This is a genomic window from Labilibaculum manganireducens (genome assembly GCF_002843385.1).
GTDB lineage: Bacteria > Bacteroidota > Bacteroidia > Bacteroidales > Marinifilaceae > Labilibaculum > Labilibaculum manganireducens.
The window spans coordinates 43,188-63,746 of the sequence record NZ_MVDE01000020.1 but is presented as its reverse complement, the minus strand read 5'-3'; the positions used below and the strand labels follow the sequence as shown (position 1 = coordinate 63,746).

Sequence of the window (20,559 nt, the reverse complement as noted above, 5' to 3'; positions counted from 1 at the left end):
AATCTTCAGTAAAAAAGCTTGACTTTTTTATGATTACTTGAAGATCTTGCCCAAAATACGTAAACAAATGAAAAGAACAGCATTCACTAGCTTTCATGAAGAATTAGGTGCAAAAATGGCGCCATTTGCCGGGTATAACATGCCTATTGAGTATACCGGAATTAACGGTGAGCACAAATGTGTTCGTGAAAAATTAGGGGTTTTTGATGTATCTCACATGGGTGAGTTTTGGGTGAAAGGTCCAAAAGCTTTTAGTTTTGTACAAAAATTGACTACAAATGATGTAGCTGCACTTTCCAATGGAAAAGTTCAGTATAGTTGCTTCCCAAATGGGAAAGGCGGAATCGTTGATGATTTATTAGTATATCAAATTGATAGCGAGACGTATCTATTGGTTGTAAATGCAGCTAATATTGAGAAAGATTGGAATTGGTGTTGTAAAAATGCTGAGGAAATGGGATTGGAAGTTGGAACTGAACTTTATAATGCTTCCGATGAAATATGTCAGTTAGCAGTACAAGGTCCTTTGGCATTGAAAGCGATGCAGAAAATTGTGGATCGTCCGATTGAAGATATGGAGTATTACACATTTCAAAAAGTAACCATTGCAGGAATCGAAAATGCTATTTTTTCGACTACCGGTTATACTGGTTCGGGCGGATGTGAAATTTATGTTTCAAACGAAGATGGAGCGAAGCTTTGGAATGCTGTAATGGAAGCAGGAAAAGAATTTGGAATCCAGCCAATTGGTTTGGCTGCCCGTGATACACTGCGCTTAGAAGTTGGTTTCTGTTTATACGGTAACGATATTGATGATGATCATTCACCGATTGAAGCAGGTTTAGGTTGGATCACCAAGTTTGTGGAAGGAAACGATTTTATCGATCGTGAATTTTTCGAAAAGCAACAAGAGGAGAAACCAAAACGCAGATTAAAAGGTTTTGAATTGATTGATAGAGGAATTGCTCGTCATGGCTATAAAATTGAAGATGCTGAAGGAAACGAAATTGGCGAAGTAACTTCGGGAACAATGGCTCCAATGGTAGGAAAATCAATTGGTTTAGGATATGTTAAGGAAGGATTTTATAAACTGGATACTGAGATTTTTATTCGTGTTCGAAATAAAGCGGTAAAAGCTAAAATCACAAAAATTCCTTTTTACAAAGCGTAAATCGAATTTTTATTGAAATAACAAAAGACAGTTACCCGTGATGTAGCTGTCTTTTTTTGTTTTTAATCATAGCAGTTGGGGCTTTTCAAACATAAATTCTTATATTTGGAATGGTTTTTTAAGGGCAATTAATTCTGAAAATAGAATTTAATTTTTCTTGTTACCATCTAAATTCACAAAGATTGCTCCGAACAATCCAAATATTTGGATTTTCAGGAAAAAACACCATCGCGTGAATGAATATAAGTAAAAAATTCTGCAGGTTAAGTTTCTGTTTTTCAGAACGTAAATATTAATCTATACGAAGGGGGATAAGAGGATAAATTATTTGTTATAAAACATACATTTTAACAAGTAAAAGCGTCTTAAAATAAATTTTTATTTGCAATTTTGCCTCAGGATATGGAATAATACAAAAATTTAAAACGTTTGAAAAAATGAAAGTACACAACTTTTCTGCAGGGCCTTCAATTCTTCCTGATTTTACAGTTGAAAAAACAGCTGAAGCAATTAAAAATTTTGCCGGAACAAGTCTTTCTTTGATGGAAGTGTCTCACCGCAGCAAAGAATTTGTTGCAGTAATGGATGAGGCTATCGCTTTGTTTAAGGAATTATTAAGTATTCCTGAAGGTTATTCGGTTTTGTTTCTTGGTGGTGGTGCCTCAACTCAGTTTTGCATGATTCCTTACAATTTGTTAGGAAAAAAAGCAGCTTATCTGAATACAGGAGCTTGGGCAAACAAAGCTTTGAAAGAAGCAAAACTATTTGGTGAAGTAGTAGAAGTAGCATCTTCGAAAGATACTGTTTACAACTACATTCCTAAAGGATATAAAATTCCTTCTGATGTAGATTATTTTCACATTACTACGAACAACACTATCTACGGTACAGAGATTAAAGAAGATTTAGATATTAATGTTCCTTTAGTAGCTGATATGTCATCTGATATTTTCTCCCGCCCGGTTGATGTTTCAAAGTATGCATTAATTTATGGCGGTGCTCAAAAGAACCTTGCACCGGCAGGTGTTACTTTTGTGATTGTAAAAGATGAAATTCTTGGTAAGGTAGATCGTCAGATTCCAACCATGTTGAACTACCAAACACACATCGATGGAGAGTCAATGTTCAATACTCCTCCGGTTGTTCCTGTTTTTGCAGCTCTTCAAACTTTGCAGTGGATCAAAGAACAAGGTGGCGTATCTGCAATGCAGAAACGAAATGAAGATAAAGCAGCAGTGCTTTACAATGAGATTGACAGCAATCCAATGTTTAAAGGAACTGTTATTAATAAAGAAGATCGTTCATTAATGAATATCTGTTTTGTGATGAATGACGAGTATAAAGAATTGGAAAAAGACTTCTACGAATTTGCAAGCGCGAAAGGAATGTCTGGAATTAAAGGACACCGTTCAGTTGGAGGGTTCCGTGCTTCTACTTACAATGCTCTGCCAAAATCAAGCGTACAGGCATTAGTAGATTGTATGCAGGAATTCAAAAACATTCACGTAAAATAATTATAATAGGAAATGAGCAGGAATGGAGAAATCCATCTCCTGCTTGTTTGTCATTCAGTGCACGAGGAACGACTAAAGTAATGTACTCATTACTTCGATTTGGCTGGCGATGACATTTTATTTTTTCATAATTCAAATATCAAATAAAATGACAAAAGTATTAATTGCAACCGATAAGCCTTTTGCTCCTGCCGCTGTTGATAGTATCAGGACTGTTGTGGAAGGTGCTGGTTACGAATTGGTTTTATTGGAATCTTATACTGATAAAGCAGATTTATTAGCTGCAGTTGCCGATGTGGACGCCATGATTATTCGCAGCGATAAAGCAACACGCGAAGTAATTGAAGCTGCTAAAAACCTTAAAGTAATTGTTCGTGCAGGTGCAGGATACGATAATATCGATCTTGAGGCTTGTACTGAGAAAGGCGTTGTTGCCATGAATACTCCGGGACAGAATTCAAATGCTGTTGCTGAGTTGGTTTTTGGAATGATGGTATTTTTGGCAAGAAATGGGTTTAACGGAAGTGCTGGTGTTGAGGTACGAGGAAAGAAAATCGGAATTCATGCATATGGTAATGTGGGGCGTTATGTTGGTGAAATAGCTAAAGGCTTTGGAATGGAAGTATATGCTTTCGATCCATTTGTGGCTAAGGAAACAATTGAAGCTGACGGTGTAAAGGTAGTTGACTCTGTTGAGGAATTGTATAGCACCTGCAACTATGTTTCTCTGCATATTCCGGCAAATGAAAAAACAAAAAAATCAATCAACTTCGATTTGTTGAACAAGATGCCTAAAGGTGGTGTGCTTGTAAATACAGCTCGTAAAGAGGTGATTGATGAAGAAGGTTTGATTCAATTAATGGATGCCCGTAAAGATTTTGCATACATTTCGGATATTGCTCCTGACTGTAAAGAAGAAATTGAGGATAAATTTCAAGGCAGATTCTTCTTCACTCCAAAGAAAATGGGAGCACAAACTGCTGAGGCAAATATCAATGCTGGTATTGCCGGAGCAAATCAAATTGTGAACTACATTAAAAACGGAGACGAAACATTCAGAGTAAATAAATAGTATTTGGAAAACAAGAGGAAAGTCATTTTCTTCTTGTTTTCTACCTTATATATTTGAACGCAATTAGCATTCAGATAGATTAAAACAAACAAACACAACAAAAACATAAAACGCGATGGCTATTTTAAAACCATTTAAGGGCTTGCGCCCACCAAAAGAGATTTCAAAAGATTTGGCTTGTTTGCCATATGATGTAATGAATTCAGAGGAAGCCGCTCAAATGGCTGAAGGAAAGGAAGTGTCTTTGCTTCATATCACTCGTGCCGAAATCGATTGCCCTGCCGGAACAGACGTTCACTCAGAAGAGGTGTATAAAAAATCTGTATCCAATTTAAAAATGTTCCAGAATAAGGGATGGTTGGTTCAGGACGAAGAAGCTAAGTTTTATATCTATGCTCAAACCATGGATGGCAGAACTCAGTATGGTATTGTTGCAAATGCAGCTTGCGAAGATTACAAGAATGGAGTAATTAAGAAACATGAATTAACCCGTCCGGATAAAGAGGAAGATCGTATGATTTTAACTCGTTATACCGAAGCTAATCTTGAACCGGTATTCTTTTCGTACAAAGCTGTTCCTGAAATTGATGCAATTGTTGCAGATATAATAAAGAACGAAGAAGCTGAGTATGATTTTGTTGCTGAAGACGGATTTGGTCATCATTTTTGGCCGGTAAATAATCCAGCAACAAATAAAGAGTTGGAAGAGTTGTTCGCAACAAAAGTTCCTGCTACATATGTTGCTGACGGTCATCATCGTACTGCGGCCGCAGCTCGTATTGGGGATGAATTTGCTGCTAAGAATCCTAACCACACAGGTGATGAGGAGTACAATTATTTTATGGCTGTCCATTTTCCAGATAATCAATTGGCAATAATTGATTACAATCGTGTTGTTAAGGACTTAAACGGAATGACTGAAACTGAGTTTTTGGCAAAGTTGGAACAAACATTTGAAGTTGAGTGCATGGGTGAGGAGATTTACAAGCCTGCTAAATTGCATGAATTCTCAATGTATTTGGATAATAAATGGTACAAACTAAATGCGAAAGAAGGAACTTACGATGATAAGGATCCTATTGGAGTTTTGGATGTAACTATTTTATCAAGTCATGTATTGGATAATCTTTTAGGTGTTGAAGATCTTCGTACTACAACTCGTGTTGAGTTTGTGGGTGGAATTCGCGGATTAGGAGAGTTGAAAAAACGTGTTGATGGTGGTGATATGAAAGTTGCATTTGCTTTGTATGCGGTGTCGATGCAGCAGTTAATTGATATTGCTGATACAGGAAATATTATGCCTCCTAAAACAACTTGGTTTGAACCGAAACTTCGTTCAGGTTTGTTAATTCACAAGTTGGATTAAGCAAGTTTATATAAGAAATATGAAAGGATGCCAATTGGCATCCTTTTTTTGTGCGAAAACGTACATATACGTGCTTATTCGAACAGATTTTGTTCCGCATGACTTTTTGTAGTTGTCAGATATATAGGTTTTTATGTGTGGTGGCATATGGATTGATATATAAAGGCTGTAAATCTAATCCCTAAACTATGATACTGAACTTTTTTAAGGTTGCCTTTCGGAATATGAGAAAATACAAAGGTTACACTTTTATTAATATTGTTGGTTTAGCTGTGGGACTGGCTTGTGTATTTCTTATTTATCTGTTTGTTCAGGATGAGTTGAGTTACGATAAATTTTATCCCAAATCTAAAGATATTTATCGTGTAGCAACTAAAGTAAAAATGGGAGAGCGAAAAATGGATGGCAATACCATTTGTGCACCTTTTTCTCCAAACGCAGTTGCTGATTTTCCTGAGGTAAAATATGCTGTCCGAATAAATTTCTGGAACAATGTGTTGTTTAAATATGAGGACAAGCAATTTGTGGAAGACAAATTCTTACGCACAGATTCTACTTTCTTCGAAGTCTTCTCTCGTCCTTTTGTGTTTGGTGATTCAAGGACAGCTTTAAAGGAGAAGAATAATATTGTATTGACTCAAAGTACATCTCAAAAATATTTTGGCGATGCAAATCCTGTTGGGAAAATTTTGAAGATGAGTGAGGATAAGCTCTTTACTATAAGTGGAGTGGTTGAAGATGTACCTGAAAATTCTCATTTTCATTATGATTTAGTTGGCTTGTTAAATTTAAGTGCAGAAGAGGAAGATGCTTGGTTTAGTGACTATATGCAGGCTTATTTTTTGCTGCAGCCAGGAACGAACTACAAGGATTTAGAAGCTAAATTTCGTGATTTCACGATCAGACATATGGGACCTAAATTGATTGAAGTTCTTGGGATTGATATTGTAGCATGGGAAAAAAACGGAAATGAATTTAAGTATTATTTAGAGCCATTAGAGTCGATTTATCTTAAGACTACTACTGAAGGTCAGATAGAGCCTGTTAGTGATATAAAATACATTTATATATTTTCGGCGATTGCTTTTTTCATTCTATTACTGGCATGTGTTAATTTCTTAAATCTAACGACAGCCAGATCGTATACCCGGGCTCGTGAGGTGGGAGTAAGAAAAGTGTTTGGAAGTAATCGGAATATGCTTATGATTCAATTTTATGCAGAAACTTTCTTAATGACTTTATTGGCGACTGTTATTTCTTTCTTCCTGGTTGAGTTGACCTTGCCTTATTTTAATGAAATTACCCGGAAAAATTTGATGTCACCTTTATTATGGCAGGAGGAGTATCTTTTATTTATGGGAGGCGTAATTGCATTTGTTGTATTGTTTGCCGGGAGTTATACAGCCATTTCTTTATCGGGTTTTAAGGTGATGAGTGTACTGAAAGGTGAAGTGCAAAAAGGACGGCTGGGGAAACGAATAAGAGCTGGTCTTGTTATTTTTCAATTTGTGGTTGCCATTGGTATTTTGATATCTGCATTTATTATTAAAGAACAGGTTAATTTTATGCAGGAAAAAAAGCTCGGATTTGATAAGGAACGTGTATTGGTGGTTGATAGGGCAAATTCATTAGAAGATGAAGAGAGAATATCCATTAAAGAAAAGCTAAAGGAGTATTCGGGAATTGAAGACGTATCATTTTCAGGAATGGTTCCCGGCCGGGGTACAAATGGATGGTCGATGTATCGTGAAGGAGCAAACAATGAAGATATGATCAATTTTCGATTGATGCATGTTGATGAAAACTTTATTGATTTGCTGGGACTGAAAATAATTGATGGAAGGAAATTTGATAAAAACAGGTTGTCGGATTCTTCTGTTTTTATAGCTAACGAAGCTGCGATTGCAGCATTGGGATATGCCGATAATCCTGTGGGACGAAATATTTACAAACCGGATTTTAATCAAAATGGTCGGAAGGCTATTGAGATTATTGGTGTAATTGAAGATTTTCATTTTGAATCGATGCGCGATAAAATACTTCCTATGTTATTGGTATCTGACCCGAAACTTTTTAAGCGTTATATGTTGGTTAAGTTACAGCCGGATAATGTAATGGATGGAGTAAAGATGGTAAAAAAGTACTGGTCAAAAATGACTGATGGGGAGCCTTTCGAATATTTCTTTTTGGATAGTGATTTTAATAACCTGTTTAAGGGAGAAGAAAGGGTTGCAAATATCCTTAGTTCTTTTACTATTTTGGCCTTTTTTATTGCACTTCTTGGTTTATTGGGATTGGTTTCTTTTGAAATGCAGCAAAGAGTAAAAGAGATCGGAATTCGTAAAGTACTGGGTAGTTCGGAATTTGGATTGATGGTGATTTTAAGTCGCAGTCTTTGTTTGAATGTAGTAATTGCAAATATTGCTGCATGGCCATTAACTTATTTTGTGATGCAGCACTGGTTATCGAATTTTGTTTACAGAATCAATTTTCCATGGTATTATTTTCCATTCGCTTTATTGATGTCAATTATTCTTACTTTAGTTACTGTGAGTGGACATTCGTTAAAGGTTGCAAGAGCAAATCCAATAGAATCCTTAAAATACGAATAGTTTTTTGTAAGTTTTAATACACGTTAAGAAAGCTCTCATCAGGAATTGGCGGGAGTTTTTTGTTGTATATTTTTTAACCAAATGGTTAAAAAGTAGCAAATTTATTTGGAGGGACAAAAAAAAGCAATATATTTGCATTAACCAAACGGTTAATCCGAATGGTTAATTTTTTGAATATCAATTAAACAATTGGTTAAGAAAATAAAAATGGAAAATAAATCAGTCGAGACCCAAGAGAATATTCTAATTGCAGCAAGAACTATTTTTGCACAAAAAGGATTAGCCGGAGCCAGAATGCAGGAGATTGCAGATCGTGCAGGAATAAATAAAGCTTTGCTCCATTATTACTATCGGAACAAAGAAAAATTATTTGAACAGGTTTTTGATGAAGCACTAAAAAAAATGCTTCGCCCCATAGCTGCGTTTTTAGCAGATGATTCTGATTTGTTTCAAAAGATCAGAAATATTTGCAGGCACTATCATGAAGTGTTAGTTGAGTATCCGTTCCTTCCTAATTTTGTAATTAATGAAATTAATTCGGATCCGACACGAATACTTAAATTGTTTGATGCTGAAGGGTTTTTGGAGGGAAGAGAAAAGACAATAATTCAAATTAACGAAGCTGTTAAGTCAGGAATGATAAGACCGATTGATCCAAGAGAGTTAATTCTAAATATCATTAGTTTGTCTATTTTTCCGTTCGCAGGCCGACCTGTAATTAAGGAGATTTTATATAAAAATGAAAATATATATGAGATACTGAAAGAGCGGGCCGATCGTGTTTCTGATTTCATAATTCAATCAATAAAAATTTAATTCTTTTGAAATGATATCAATTTGTAGAAAAAGCAAATACATTCTTTTGCTGATTATCTTTTTTAAGATTCAGATAGGATGGTCTCAGGAAGAGGTTCTTAGTTTGAATCAGTGTCAAAAAGAAGTTCAGGAATTTTTCCCATTAATGAAAGGAAAGGAACTTTTGAGTAAATCTTCGGATTTGAATACAGAGAATTTGAAACTTGCCTATTTACCAAAGATTTATGCCAATGGAAACCTCAGTTATCAGTCCGATGTAACAGGTATTTCATTTCCCGGAATGAATACGCCCAAAGCGCCAAAGGATAGATACTCGCTAAACGTAGATGTTGAACAGTTGATATTTGATGGCGGAAAAACTCATGACAGGGTTGAGGTGGAGAAGAAATCTTCGGAGGTTGAAATTAAAAATCTGGAGATTCAGATGTATCAACTTCGAGAACGCGTTAATATGGCCTATTTTGGAATTCTGTTGGTTCGAAAAAGTAAATTGGTAATACTTGATAAACAAAATACCATTGTTAAACGCTTACAGCAATTGAAATCTGCTGTGGAGAATGGAATGGTACTTCCTGCTAATTTGAAAATTATGGAATCTGAATTGCTTTTAATAGAACAGCAGGTGTTAGAGCTAAATGCTCGTGAGGAATCCTCATTTAATGTGCTTTCTCAGCTAATGGGACGCAGTTTAAGTGTGAACACAAAACTCGAAAAAACAGAATATGATCAACTGTCAGTAAATGGTTTGGAATCTAAGGATAGGCCTGAATATAAATGGTACTTAAGCCGGCAATCATTGTTGGATGCTCAAAAAGAGTTATTGAAGAAAGACCGGTATCCGGTGGTGTCAGCTTTCGGTCAGATGGGATATGGAAATCCGGGTTACAATCAATTAAAGGATGAATTTGATACTTATTACATGTTGGGAGCAAAAATTTCCTGGAATATTTTCGATTGGAAATCAAATCGCAGAAAGCAAAAAGTAATTGGAATTCAAAAAGATTTACTGGGAACCCAGGAGTTAAGTTTTACGCAAAATCAGCGCATTAATTTGGGGAAAGAAAGCAGTGAGATCAGGAAATTCGAAATTCTACTGGAAAAGGATGATGCCATCATCGAATTGCAGGAGGATATTAGCAGAAGTTCAGCCTCGCAGTTGGATAATGGCGTGATTACCTCAAGTGATTATTTAGAGGATTTAAATAAGGAGATTCAAGCGAAATTAAATAAAGAATACCATACAATTCAATTGCAGCAATCATTGGCTGAGTTCAAACGAATCAAAGGAATTTAAATATCAATAAAATTTGCATGATTAAATAATTATTAGCTCACATACAAAAGTGATTATTTATTCACAGCAAGTTCCATATAGCAGTTAAAAAACAAATTATAAAACAGATGAAATTAACAACAATTATAGGAGCAGCCATTCTTTTCTTTGCTTTTGGCTGCAATCAAAATGAAGCCGATTCGGATGCTTTTGGAAATTTTGAGGCTACAGAGTATATGATTTCAGCTGAAAACAGCGGTAAGATACTTGCTCTTGATGTAAATGAGGGAGATGTTTTCTCAGAGGCAAAACAAGTTGGAATTATTGATACCACTCAGTTGTATCTGCAAAGAGAGCAGTTAAAAGCGCAAAAGTCAGCTGTGGCATCAGGCGTGAAGAATATCCTTTCTCGTATCGCGGTTTATCAGGAACAGATTTCTATCCTTGAAAAAGATAAATCGAGAATTGATAAAATGTTTGCAGACGGCGCAGCAACCAGCAAAGATGTTGATGATGTTAATGGTGGAGTTTTGCTTGCTCAGAAGCAAATACAAGCGGTTAAAACGGAGAATGCCAAGGTTTTGGGAGAGCTGGAAAGTTTCGATCGGAGAATTGAATCCTTAAACGATTTAATTGAGAAAAGTAAGATATATGTGCCAGAGACCGCTACGGTTTTGGAAAAATATCATGAAGCTTATGAAATGGTGAACGCAGGAACACCACTATTTAAACTAGCCGATTTAAGTACGCTGGATTTACGGGTTTATATTAGTGGCGATCAGCTTTCAGAGGTTAAAATCGGTCAAGAAGTGAAGGTGTTGATTGATAAAAATAAAGAGGAGAATGAAATACTTCAGGGGAAAGTAATCTGGATTTCTTCCCAATCTGAATTTACACCCAAAATTATCCAAACAAAAAAAGAGCGTGTGAAATTGGTTTATGCTGTAAAGGTTAAGGTGGTAAATGACGGACGTTTGAAGATTGGAATGCCGGGTGAAATTAGATTAAAATAGCATATGAACTCCACTATTAGCATAAATAATTTATCGAAATCTTACGGTGACGTTTCAGCTCTTAAAGAAATTAATCTGAATATTAAATCGGGAGAATTATTCGGATTAATAGGACCGGATGGGGCAGGTAAAACAACATTGTTTCGCCTGCTTGCGACTCTCTTGCTTCCCGATTCCGGCTCAGCAGCATTGTGCGGTTTCGATATGGTAAAGAAGTACAGGCACATTCGAAATATACTGGGCTATATGCCGGGTAAATTTTCTCTTTATCAGGATTTAACGGTCCTGGAAAATCTTAACTTCTTCGCCACAGTTTTCAATACCCGAATTGAAGACAATATGGATATGATTCGGGATATTTGGGTGCAGATTGAACCATTTAAGGACAGACCGGCTGGCAAATTATCCGGTGGAATGAAGCAAAAACTGGCTCTTTGCTGTGCGCTGATTCATCAGCCAAAAATATTGCTTTTAGATGAACCTACAACCGGTGTTGATGCTGTTTCGAGAAGTGAGTTTTGGCAAATGCTGAAAGGTTTAAAAACAAAAGGAATCACCATAGTAGTGGCCACTCCTTATATGGATGAGGCAAATTTGTGCGGGCGTGTTGCGCTTATGCAATCAGGCGAAATTCTAAGTCTGGATAGTCCATCTGGTATAATTGCCAGTTTCGAAAAAGATTTATACTCTTTTGAGGCAAAAGATACCTATCAGCTTTTGTTGAATTTACGCGCTTATCCATTTGTTAATTCTGTTTTTTTATTTGGCCAAAGTGTTCATTATACAGATGTTCGGGATGTTGTTGTCCTTTCAGATTTGAAAGATTATTTGAAATCGAAAGGGCAGGATCATGTTGAAATCAAACAAATTGCGGCAGGTATAGAGGATTGTTTTATGGCTTTGAGTCAACAAAATACTGTTCAGAAATGAATTCGGATAAAAAAGTAATATCAGTAAGGAATTTGACTAAAAAGTTTGGCTCGTTTACAGCAAATGATGATTTGTCATTTGATGTATATCAGGGGGAGATTTTCGGCTTTTTGGGTGCAAACGGAGCGGGAAAGACAACGGCAATGAAAATTTTGTGCGGACTTTCTTATCCTACATCGGGAGAGATAATGGTTGCCGGCTTAGATGTTTACAAACAAAGGGAGGAACTGAAAAGAAATATTGGTTACATGAGTCAGAAGTTTTCATTGTACGAGGATTTAACGGTATTTGAGAATATTCGTTTCTATGCCGGTATTTATGGAATGTCCTTGAAGGATATTAAGTTGAAATCGGATGATTTGCTGAAAAAACTGGATTTAGTTCATGCCCGAAATAAAAGAATTGGCGAACTGCCACTTGGTTGGAAGCAGAAACTGGCTTTTTCGGTTGCTATTTTTCACAATCCGGAAATCGTGTTTTTAGATGAACCAACCGGAGGGGTTGATCCGGTTACCCGAAGGCAGTTTTGGGATCTGATTTACGAAGCTTCCCGAAATGGAATTACCGTTTTTGTTACCACTCACTACATGGATGAGGCAGAATATTGCAACCGGGTTTCAATAATGGTTGATGGAAGAATTGAAGCCTTGGATACACCGGAAGGACTAAAAAATAAATTCGAAGCCAAAGATATGGATGAGGTTTTTCTTCGTTTGGCAAGAAAAAGCAATTACAAAGAGTAAGAATCTGAACAGATTTACTAAAAATATAAAGAGATGAAACGTCCATGCCAAAGCGATTTTGACAAACAGGAAGATGATTATTCCAGTATGGAAAGTTCCATCTGACCATAAAATAAAAAATATAAAGAGATGAAACACCCATTTAAAAGGCTTTACACAGAGGGATATGGTTGCAATTTGGGTGTTCCATGTGACAAATAAAAATCAAATTATAAACACATGAAACGATTTATTGGTTTCCTGAAAAAAGAATTCTATCACATTTTTCGCGATAAAAGATCGATGCTGATATTATTTGGAATGCCCATTGTGCAGTTGCTGCTTTTTGGTTTTGTTATCACCAACGACCTTAAAGATGTTAAAATGGCTGTTGTTGATCATTCTAAAGATGAATATACATCTGAAATCATTAATAAGATAACCTCTTCGGGCTATTTTAAACTTGTTAAGAATCTGGATGGCATTGCACAGGTAGATGAGCTTTTCCGAAAAGGAGAAACGAAGCTGGTTTTGGTGTTTGAGCCTGATTTTGGACAAAATCTGATTAAAGGATCAAAAGCTTCGGTGCAAATATTGACTGATGCTTCGGAACCGAATATGGCAAGTTTAGAGGTGAATTATCTTCAGGGAATTCTTCAAAATTACAATCTGGAAATTAATAGAGGAAAGATAGTTCCCAGTCAAATCACACCCCAGACAAGAATGTATTTTAATCCCAACATGGAGAGTGTTTACATGTTTGTTCCGGGAATTATGGCCACAATTTTAATGTTGGTTTCTGCCATGATGACTTCTATATCTATTGCACGTGAAAAGGAAATGGGAACCATGGAGATTTTGCTGGTTTCGCCATTGCGTCCTTTGCAAATCATCTTAGGGAAAGTTACTCCTTATCTGTTTTTGTCGTTTATTAATGCTTTGGTAATTGTCGGAATGGGCTATTTTGTATTTGGAGTTCCGGTTTTGGGTAGTTTCGCCTTACTTATGGCAGAGAGTCTTTTGTTTATTTTGATGGCTCTTTCTTTAGGAATCTTTATTTCAACCGTTTCGGACAGTCAGCAGGTTGCTATGATGCTTTCTATGTTTGCATTAATGCTGCCAACAATTTTGCTTTCAGGTTTCATTTTCCCTTTACGGAATATGCCTGTACCTCTGCAAATAATCAGTCATATTATTCCACCACGATGGTTCATTGTAATCATCAAAAATATCATGTTAAAGGGAGCCGGATTTGAATTTGTTTGGAAAGAAACCTTAATTCTTATTGGAATGACTGCTGGATTTATTGGTCTTAGCGTCAAAAAGTTTAAAATCAGATTGGAGTAATACCCATCGAGATTTAAATTTATTTTTAACTGCAATGTAAATAAAAGATGCGCACTATAAAATTCATATTACAAAAAGAGTTTCTTCAGATTTTTAGAAACAAAAGTATGTTGCCTGTAATTTTTGTTATGCCAATTATTCAGCTTTGTGTATTGGTATTTGCAGCAACTTACGAAATGAAAAATACCAATTTATTTGTTGTTGATAAAGATCTTTCCAGCCATTCCCGTGAACTGATTTCCAAATTTAACGGTTCTCCTTTTTTTACGGTTAAGGATATCGATTTTTCGATTAATAACGCTGAAGATGAGTTGTTAAAGGACGATGTTGATGCGATTCTGGTTTTTGAAAATGGCTTTGGAAAGTTGGTGGATAAAAAAGAGCCTGCAGAGGTTCAGGTGTTGGTAAATGCAATAGATGCCAGTGCTGCCGGATTATACAATGCCTACATTTTATCGGTAATACAGGAATATAATTTGCAGCTCAAAGCTAAACTTCAGATTGTAGGAAAAGACAACGGAATTCATTTGGTTCAAAATACATATTCCTTTTTGTTTAATCCTGAAATGAAATACATTCCCTATATGCTGCCGGGAATTCTGGTTTTATTGGTAACTGTAATTGGCCTGTTTTTATCTGCAATGAATGTGGTGCGCGAAAAGGAAATTGGGACTATCGAACAAATTAACGTGACACCAATTAAAAAATATCAATTCCTTATTGGAAAGCTAATCCCGTTTTTGGTGATTGGTTTTTTTGAACTGGGAGTTGGTTTGCTGCTAGCTGCATTTGTGTTCAAAATTCCAATTTTAGGTTCGGTTTGGTTAATTTATTTAGTTGCATTTGTTTATCTGCTTACTATTTTAGGAATTGGCTTATTAATATCAACCCAAACCGATACGCAGCAACAAGCCATGTTTATTGCCTGGTTTTTCATGATTATTTTTATCATGATGAGTGGGTTGTTTACGCCCACCGATAGTATGCCCATGTGGGGACAAAAACTGAATTATTTAAATCCTGTCGCTTATTTCATTAAAATAATTAGAATGATTATGCTGAAGGGATCCGGATTTATGGATGTTGCAAAGGAGTTGAGTATTCTGGGAGTGTACGCTGTTGCAATACTGGGGATTGCCGTAAATCGGTATCGAAAAGTTGCTTAACAACTTTAATTTTTGTCTGATTCTAAAGGAAGCTTGCAAGTGTAAAGAATACTTACGCTTACAAAGTCTTGACTTTATTTTATGAAGTCAAGACTTTGTAAAATAATATTTAGACTTTATTCAATAAAGTCTGCTTGTAAATAGGATGAGTTAACTGATCACTCTACTTTTACTGAAGTTGAATGTTGAATTTATTGAAACAGGGGATTATTTACCGATAATAATGTGACGTTAACCTATTTCTAATTTCATGTTTTGTCAATATAATTTTATTTTGAGATCTATTTAAATCTTCCATCATGTTTGCAGAACATTATAAATTTCATGAGCCATTACATCTGGAGTTTCTTAAAATTGAAAGGAAGCGGGTTGGCATCATTTTAGTTCTTTTCCTAATCAGCTCCGTTTTAATTCCAGTGCTGCATCATTTAAGTCCTAATTTACTGAGAGCCTCTTTGAATAACAAAAAGTTTGTTGATTCGATGTTCTTTTGGTGGATGATTTTTTTCCTGTTCGAAATTTTTGTGTTTATCCGGATGAATTGGCTCATTAGAAACAAGCGCTCCATTTCTAAAAAAATTTTGATTCCCAATTTAATTATGGAGTTTGGATTACCAGCCGTTATTCTACTTAATGCAATAAAATATGACAACTCACTTTTGCTGTTGGAATACGATGGGCTTACTTTTTATTTTTTGCTTTTGATGCTGTCGGCAATGCATCTTGATTTTAAGATCTCTCTGGGTGCCGGTATATTGGCTTGCATTGGATATTGGGGCGTTTCTTACTGGGGAATACAATTTTTGAAACCTGCTGGAGATGTTGAGCAAATGATTGAAATTTATTTGATGAGGAGTATGGGTTTGTTGTCAGCAGGAATAATTGCAGGTGTGGTAGCTGCAGAAATACGAAAGAGAGTGAATAATCTGCTGAAAGCAAAAGATGATCAAAATGAAATGGAATCTCTTCTTGGTCAGCAGTTATCAACACATATAGCGAAAGAATTGATTTTGCATAAAAATGATAAGGTAGGGCAAAAAATGACAGGATCTATTATGTTCATGGATATTCGTAATTTCACATCAATGGCCGATCAGCAGAGTCCTGAAGAAACTATCGAATTTCAAAATGCAATTTTTGATCCTCTTATCCGGATTATCGAGAAGAATAATGGAATTATTCACCAAATATTGGGGGATGGATTCATGGCTTCTTTTGGTGTTGCAGTTGAAAATCCAAATCATGTGTTTGATGCTTATTGTGCGGGTGTTCAAATAGTCGAAGTTATTAATCATTGCAGGAATGAGATAAACGGCGATAAAACCCGTGTTGGCATAGGTCTTCATTGTGGCGAAGTAATTACGGGGAATATAGGGAATGAAATCCGAAAACAATTTTCCATTGCGGGCAAAAATGTAATAATAGCTTCCCGAATAGAACAGTTGAATAAGCAATTCGATTCACAATTTTTAGTGAGCAGGGCAGTCGCCGATCAATTAAATGGCAATCGTAATATTTTAATTAATCTTGGAAAAATTAAGATGAAAGGAATTGATGAAAAAATTGAATTGTTTCAGGTGGTATAATTCATTAAAAACCAGCATTCCTGGCATCAAGTAACTTCAGTTTTGTTTTTATGCTCTCGTATTAAACAGCTTCTGTTCTGCGTTTTTTTCATTTTAAATACCATTTTATTCATAATTATGCTTTTCTGATTGCTTTAAAGCAGATGATCCTACACCTTATATATTGAGCTTGATTTTGTTAAATTGACTTGTTTTGGTGATTAAATAAATTATATTTGTGATAAAAATCCCTATTTTTAATATTTATAAATAGAGGCTAATTTAGAATGGTATTACGAAAAAATATAAACATTTTTGTAGTCTTAATAGTAAAAAGAATGTACTGGCTTGTTGCTGGGATGAGTTGTGATGTTGAAATATAACAAGTTGAATCAAATTACATTTAATGATTGTAAGAAGATTAGTATCAATAATTATCGTTGTCGTTCTGGTTATTCTTGACCAGACCTTAAGTTTCTCTACACAGGAAGCTCCCGCTGTGCCGATCAATAACAGTATCGAAGCAGTGTCTCATAGAATTTCAAATAAATTATCTGATTGCGACCAAACTAAAAGGGCAGATAAAATACTAAATCGCTTTTTAAGGAAGTGGGAAGTTGCAGGCGCAACCATTGCTGTTGTTAAAGATGGTAAATTGGTTTTTGCGAAAGGCTATGGTTATTCTGATGTGGATAAAGAGAAAGAGGTTGTGCCATCCAGTTTGTTTCGAATTGCGAGCGTTTCTAAATTGGTTACTGCAACGGCAATTATGAAATTGCAGGAGGAAGGTAAATTACATTTAGATGATTACGTTTTTGGGGAACATGGTATTCTGAATGATGAGACATACAGCAACATTAAGGATAAGCGAACCAAAAGAATTACTGTGGAGCATTTACTGCGTCATTCATCTGGATTTTCAAGCAAATACGGAGATCCAATGTTTTTGCCTTTGGCAATAGCAAAAAAAATGAATGTTGAACCACCAATCGATGCTCAAACTACGATTCAGTTTGCCTTATCAAGAAGATTAAGCTTTACGCCCGGAACCAGAGGGAGTTATTCTAACCTGGGTTACGTTATTCTCGAGAAAGTAATTGAGAAACTGGCTGAAGAACCCTATGAAGAATATGTTCAAGCTCATATTTTAAATCCTTCAGGAATTTTTGATATGCATTTAGGGAAAAGCCTTCAAAAGGATCACTTCCCTAATGAGGTAAATTATTACGAGCAGTCTGATGCGATTAAGATTTCTTCGTTTGACGGATCTGGAAAAACTGTTTTTAGAAGCAATGGTGGAAATAATTTAGAAGTTCTTGGTGGTGCAGGTGGTTGGATTGCATCAGGCGCTGAACTGATTAAATTTATGATGGCCATTGATGGTGATGATACTCTTCCAGACATTCTTTCCAGAAAAAGCATAAAATATATGACCACGCCCAATAAGCTTGGGCATAGTCCAATTGGCTGGAAAGGAACCCGAGGTGATGGTACATGGTGGAGAACCGGTACTTTAGCAGGAAGTTCTGCTTTGTTAAAGCACAATAAAAATGGCGTAAGCTATGTAATCATTACAAATAGTTCTACTTGGCGCGGCTCCGATTTTACTAAGGATTTAAGCGCGCTGATGACTCAATTTTTAAGGTCGGTAAAGGAATGGCCGGATCATGATCTTTTTAATCATTTTGAAGCCCGCCAAGAGGTAATTGCTCTTGATAAATTGCCGTCCTATCAAGATTGGAGCTAAATCTAATTTTTCTGCGTCTCTTTTTCAGAGTAAATTTAGTTTTTGATTGCTCCCAAATTTCATTTGAGTATTCGTCGTGTCTTTTAATTGTTCATTGAAAGGTTTCGTTGTTATTTGTGCAATGTGGTTTACTTATGCGATTTAGGTGATTACTCAAATAAATTAGATCCTTTCTTTGTATTTCCGATAAAGTGATGGGTTTTGTGATAATTTATTACTAAAAATCAAACTAATTAGATAAATTGAAGTAAAATATCATTAAATGATATTGAATTCTAATCAAGTTTGGTATTTTTGCATTCAAATTGAATAATACACAAACACAAACATACTTAACAAATGGAAACTCGTAGAATCTTAGCTATTAATCCTGGCTCCACATCTACTAAGATCGCTGTATTTCAGGGAGATAAATCCGTCTTTTTGAAAAATATAAAACATTCGAACGAAGAATTGGCTCAGTTTGGTAAAATTTCTGAACAGTTCGAATTTCGTAAGAATATTATTATGAAAGAGCTGGTAGATGCAGAAATTCAAATAGATTTAATCGAAGCAGTTGTCGGAAGAGGAGGATTGGTTAAACCAATTGAATCTGGAATTTACTCAGTAAACGAGCGCTTGAAAGAAGATTTAAGAATTGGTGTTCTTGGAGAGCATGCGAGTAATTTAGGTGGTTTAATAGCCGATAATATTGCTCAGGCATTACCAAGAGCGAAAGCTTATATTGCAGATCCGGTTGTTGTTGATGAAATGATTGATGTTGCCAGAATATCAGGGCATCCGGAATTTCAAAGAGTGTCTATTTTTCATGCTCTGAATCAGAAAGCAATTGGCCGGGCTTTTGCGCAGTCGGTTGATAAAAAGTATGAGGAAATTAATGTGATTGTTGCTCACTTAGGGGGCGGAATTTCTGTAGGTGCTCACTGTAAAGGACGAGTAATTGATGTAAACAATGCTTTAGATGGTGAAGGACCGTTTTCTCCTGAGAGATCGGGTACGCTTCCTGCCGGAGCATTGGCAAAACTTTGTTTTAGCGGAGACTATACCCTTGAAGATGTAAAAAAAATGATCAAAGGCGAAGGAGGTTTGGTTGCTCATTTAGGAACAAATGATGCTTATGATGTTGAGTTAAAAGCCAAAGCCGGTGATGCAAATGCAAAATTGATTCAGGATGCTATGTCATATCAGGTTGGGAAATCTATTGGAGAAATGGCAGCAGTTTTAAAAGGTAAGGTGGATGGAATTCTGCTGACAGGTGGAATTGCTCATAATCCGGATTTGGTAAATTATATAAAAGAAATGGTTTCCTTTATTGCTCCTGTGGTTGTATATCCCGGAGAAGATGAAATGAAAGCACTGGCAATGAATGGATATATGGTTCTGCGTGGTGAAATTCAGCCCCGGGAATATTGTTAATAATATAACAGTCTAATAAAGAAAGCCTTCGGTAATGCACCGAAGGCTTTTTTTGTGTTGTATGTGAAAAATTGCAGTTTAAAAGAAGTCTAAATTCAAATTAGCTATGTTTTACAGCATCACCTGTTGAATATAAAGAAAAATTATTATGCAAATTTATTTAGTAAGATATTATATTTTATAGGGTGTTTGTTGATTTTGATATATTATGTGATGTTGATTTTTTTAGTAAAACGTTTAATGTGTTGTATTAGAGTTGGTAAAATTAAATAGAGAAAAATTTCTTTATTTTTTTTATCTTCAAAGAGAAACTCTATTAATATTAACTCTTAAACCATTACTTTATGGATTTTCAAGAAAAATTAGTGCAGGATTTGGTTTCCAAACATGGGAAAGACCGGGAAAATCTGCTTCCAATTTTACAGGGAGTGATTGATCAGGAGCGATTTCTTTCTGAGGAAGCAATTCTAAAAATTTCGAAGGAAATGAGTATTCCAGCTGCAGATGTTTATGGAACTGCAAGTTTTTACTCTTTTCTGGATATTGAACCACGAGGGAAGTATGTAATTCGTGTATGTAAAACCATCACGTGTGCAATGAAGGGGAAAAATCAAATTGTTCTCGCATTAGAGAATTTTTTGAAAATTAAAGTTGGTGAAACTACAATCGATAAAAAATTTACCATTCTTCAAACAAACTGTTTGGGGTGGTGCCACAAGGCTCCTGCCATGTTAATAAACGATGAGGTATATACAGAGCTAAGTCCGGAGAAAGTTGTGGATATTCTGCGTGAGTACAAGGAGAAAAATTAAACATCAAAACCTAACAA

16 protein-coding genes are annotated in these 20,559 nt (G+C 35.7%); all 16 read left to right on the top strand.

Annotated features, from left to right (window positions below; all coding sequences use genetic code 11):
* Positions 1 to 67: 67 nt before the first annotated feature.
* The 16 genes from gcvT to nuoE all read left to right on the top strand — a co-directional run bounded on the left by gcvT (position 68) and on the right by nuoE (position 20,542).
* Complete coding sequence (gcvT, locus tag BZG01_RS13535; RefSeq protein WP_101310372.1) at positions 68 to 1,171, top strand: glycine cleavage system aminomethyltransferase GcvT; 1,104 nt, start codon at positions 68 to 70, stop codon at positions 1,169 to 1,171.
* A gap of 437 nt (positions 1,172 to 1,608) precedes the next feature.
* Positions 1,609 to 2,685 (top strand): 3-phosphoserine/phosphohydroxythreonine transaminase, encoded by a 1,077-nt coding sequence (gene serC / locus BZG01_RS13530; protein WP_101310371.1) that lies wholly within the window; start codon positions 1,609 to 1,611, stop codon positions 2,683 to 2,685.
* 148 nt (positions 2,686 to 2,833) lie between these two features.
* Positions 2,834 to 3,757, top strand: coding sequence for a 3-phosphoglycerate dehydrogenase (locus tag BZG01_RS13525; RefSeq protein ID WP_101310370.1), 924 nt, complete (start codon positions 2,834 to 2,836; stop codon positions 3,755 to 3,757).
* 115 nt (positions 3,758 to 3,872) lie between these two features.
* On the top strand, positions 3,873 to 5,123 hold the full coding sequence (locus BZG01_RS13520) for a DUF1015 domain-containing protein (protein ID WP_101310369.1): 1,251 nt from the start codon (positions 3,873 to 3,875) through the stop codon (positions 5,121 to 5,123).
* Positions 5,124 to 5,311: 188 nt separating this feature from the next.
* Positions 5,312 to 7,735, top strand: a complete 2,424-nt coding sequence (locus BZG01_RS13515) for an ABC transporter permease (protein WP_101310368.1) — start codon at positions 5,312 to 5,314, stop codon at positions 7,733 to 7,735.
* Between the two features lie 207 nt (positions 7,736 to 7,942).
* Positions 7,943 to 8,551 (top strand): TetR/AcrR family transcriptional regulator, encoded by a 609-nt coding sequence (locus BZG01_RS13510; protein WP_101310367.1) that lies wholly within the window; start codon positions 7,943 to 7,945, stop codon positions 8,549 to 8,551.
* 10 nt (positions 8,552 to 8,561) lie between these two features.
* Positions 8,562 to 9,845 (top strand): TolC family protein, encoded by a 1,284-nt coding sequence (locus BZG01_RS13505; RefSeq protein WP_101310366.1) that lies wholly within the window; start codon positions 8,562 to 8,564, stop codon positions 9,843 to 9,845.
* A 107-nt stretch (positions 9,846 to 9,952) separates the two neighbouring features.
* Positions 9,953 to 10,837: an HlyD family secretion protein gene (locus BZG01_RS13500; RefSeq protein WP_101310365.1), complete on the top strand. Its 885-nt coding sequence runs from the start codon at positions 9,953 to 9,955 to the stop codon at positions 10,835 to 10,837.
* 3 nt (positions 10,838 to 10,840) lie between these two features.
* A complete protein-coding gene (locus tag BZG01_RS13495; protein ID WP_101310364.1) occupies positions 10,841 to 11,767 on the top strand; it encodes an ABC transporter ATP-binding protein in 927 nt (308 codons plus the stop codon).
* Positions 11,764 to 12,510: an ABC transporter ATP-binding protein gene (locus BZG01_RS13490; RefSeq protein WP_101310363.1), complete on the top strand. Its 747-nt coding sequence runs from the start codon at positions 11,764 to 11,766 to the stop codon at positions 12,508 to 12,510. The genes BZG01_RS13495 and BZG01_RS13490 overlap by 4 nt, the downstream gene beginning before the upstream one ends.
* Positions 12,511 to 12,729: 219 nt before the next feature.
* The gene (locus tag BZG01_RS13485) at positions 12,730 to 13,836 is read left to right on the top strand and encodes an ABC transporter permease (protein ID WP_101310362.1); all 1,107 of its coding nucleotides are present in this window, start codon (positions 12,730 to 12,732) and stop codon (positions 13,834 to 13,836) included.
* A 47-nt stretch (positions 13,837 to 13,883) separates the two neighbouring features.
* A complete protein-coding gene (locus BZG01_RS13480; RefSeq protein ID WP_101310361.1) occupies positions 13,884 to 15,002 on the top strand; it encodes an ABC transporter permease in 1,119 nt (372 codons plus the stop codon).
* A gap of 299 nt (positions 15,003 to 15,301) precedes the next feature.
* Positions 15,302 to 16,588 (top strand): adenylate/guanylate cyclase domain-containing protein, encoded by a 1,287-nt coding sequence (locus BZG01_RS13475; RefSeq protein WP_101310360.1) that lies wholly within the window; start codon positions 15,302 to 15,304, stop codon positions 16,586 to 16,588.
* A 385-nt stretch (positions 16,589 to 16,973) separates the two neighbouring features.
* Positions 16,974 to 18,314, top strand: a complete 1,341-nt coding sequence (locus BZG01_RS13470; RefSeq protein ID WP_218973111.1) for a serine hydrolase domain-containing protein — start codon at positions 16,974 to 16,976, stop codon at positions 18,312 to 18,314.
* A gap of 339 nt (positions 18,315 to 18,653) precedes the next feature.
* Positions 18,654 to 19,730: a butyrate kinase gene (gene buk, locus BZG01_RS13465; protein WP_101310359.1), complete on the top strand. Its 1,077-nt coding sequence runs from the start codon at positions 18,654 to 18,656 to the stop codon at positions 19,728 to 19,730.
* A 344-nt stretch (positions 19,731 to 20,074) separates the two neighbouring features.
* The gene (gene nuoE, locus BZG01_RS13460; RefSeq protein ID WP_101310358.1) at positions 20,075 to 20,542 is read left to right on the top strand and encodes an NADH-quinone oxidoreductase subunit NuoE; all 468 of its coding nucleotides are present in this window, start codon (positions 20,075 to 20,077) and stop codon (positions 20,540 to 20,542) included.
* Positions 20,543 to 20,559 lie beyond the last annotated feature (17 nt).

Excerpts from the sequence above, each read along its gene's own strand:
- BZG01_RS13490 (WP_101310363.1), top strand. The coding sequence starts at position 11,764 with ATGAATTCGGATAAAAAAGTAATATCAGTAAGGAATTTGACTAAAAAG.
- BZG01_RS13515 (WP_101310368.1), top strand. The coding sequence starts at position 5,312 with ATGATACTGAACTTTTTTAAGGTTGCCTTTCGGAATATGAGAAAATAC.
- BZG01_RS13510 (WP_101310367.1), top strand. The coding sequence starts at position 7,943 with ATGGAAAATAAATCAGTCGAGACCCAAGAGAATATTCTAATTGCAGCA.
- BZG01_RS13470 (WP_218973111.1), top strand. The coding sequence starts at position 16,974 with ATGATTGTAAGAAGATTAGTATCAATAATTATCGTTGTCGTTCTGGTT.
- BZG01_RS13500 (WP_101310365.1), top strand. The coding sequence starts at position 9,953 with ATGAAATTAACAACAATTATAGGAGCAGCCATTCTTTTCTTTGCTTTT.
- BZG01_RS13505 (WP_101310366.1), top strand. The coding sequence starts at position 8,562 with ATGATATCAATTTGTAGAAAAAGCAAATACATTCTTTTGCTGATTATC.
- buk (WP_101310359.1), top strand. The coding sequence starts at position 18,654 with ATGGAAACTCGTAGAATCTTAGCTATTAATCCTGGCTCCACATCTACT.
- BZG01_RS13475 (WP_101310360.1), top strand. The coding sequence starts at position 15,302 with ATGTTTGCAGAACATTATAAATTTCATGAGCCATTACATCTGGAGTTT.
- BZG01_RS13495 (WP_101310364.1), top strand. The coding sequence starts at position 10,841 with ATGAACTCCACTATTAGCATAAATAATTTATCGAAATCTTACGGTGAC.
- nuoE (WP_101310358.1), top strand. The coding sequence starts at position 20,075 with ATGGATTTTCAAGAAAAATTAGTGCAGGATTTGGTTTCCAAACATGGG.
- BZG01_RS13520 (WP_101310369.1), top strand. The coding sequence starts at position 3,873 with ATGGCTATTTTAAAACCATTTAAGGGCTTGCGCCCACCAAAAGAGATT.
- BZG01_RS13485 (WP_101310362.1), top strand. The coding sequence starts at position 12,730 with ATGAAACGATTTATTGGTTTCCTGAAAAAAGAATTCTATCACATTTTT.
- gcvT (WP_101310372.1), top strand. The coding sequence starts at position 68 with ATGAAAAGAACAGCATTCACTAGCTTTCATGAAGAATTAGGTGCAAAA.
- BZG01_RS13480 (WP_101310361.1), top strand. The coding sequence starts at position 13,884 with ATGCGCACTATAAAATTCATATTACAAAAAGAGTTTCTTCAGATTTTT.
- BZG01_RS13525 (WP_101310370.1), top strand. The coding sequence starts at position 2,834 with ATGACAAAAGTATTAATTGCAACCGATAAGCCTTTTGCTCCTGCCGCT.
- serC (WP_101310371.1), top strand. The coding sequence starts at position 1,609 with ATGAAAGTACACAACTTTTCTGCAGGGCCTTCAATTCTTCCTGATTTT.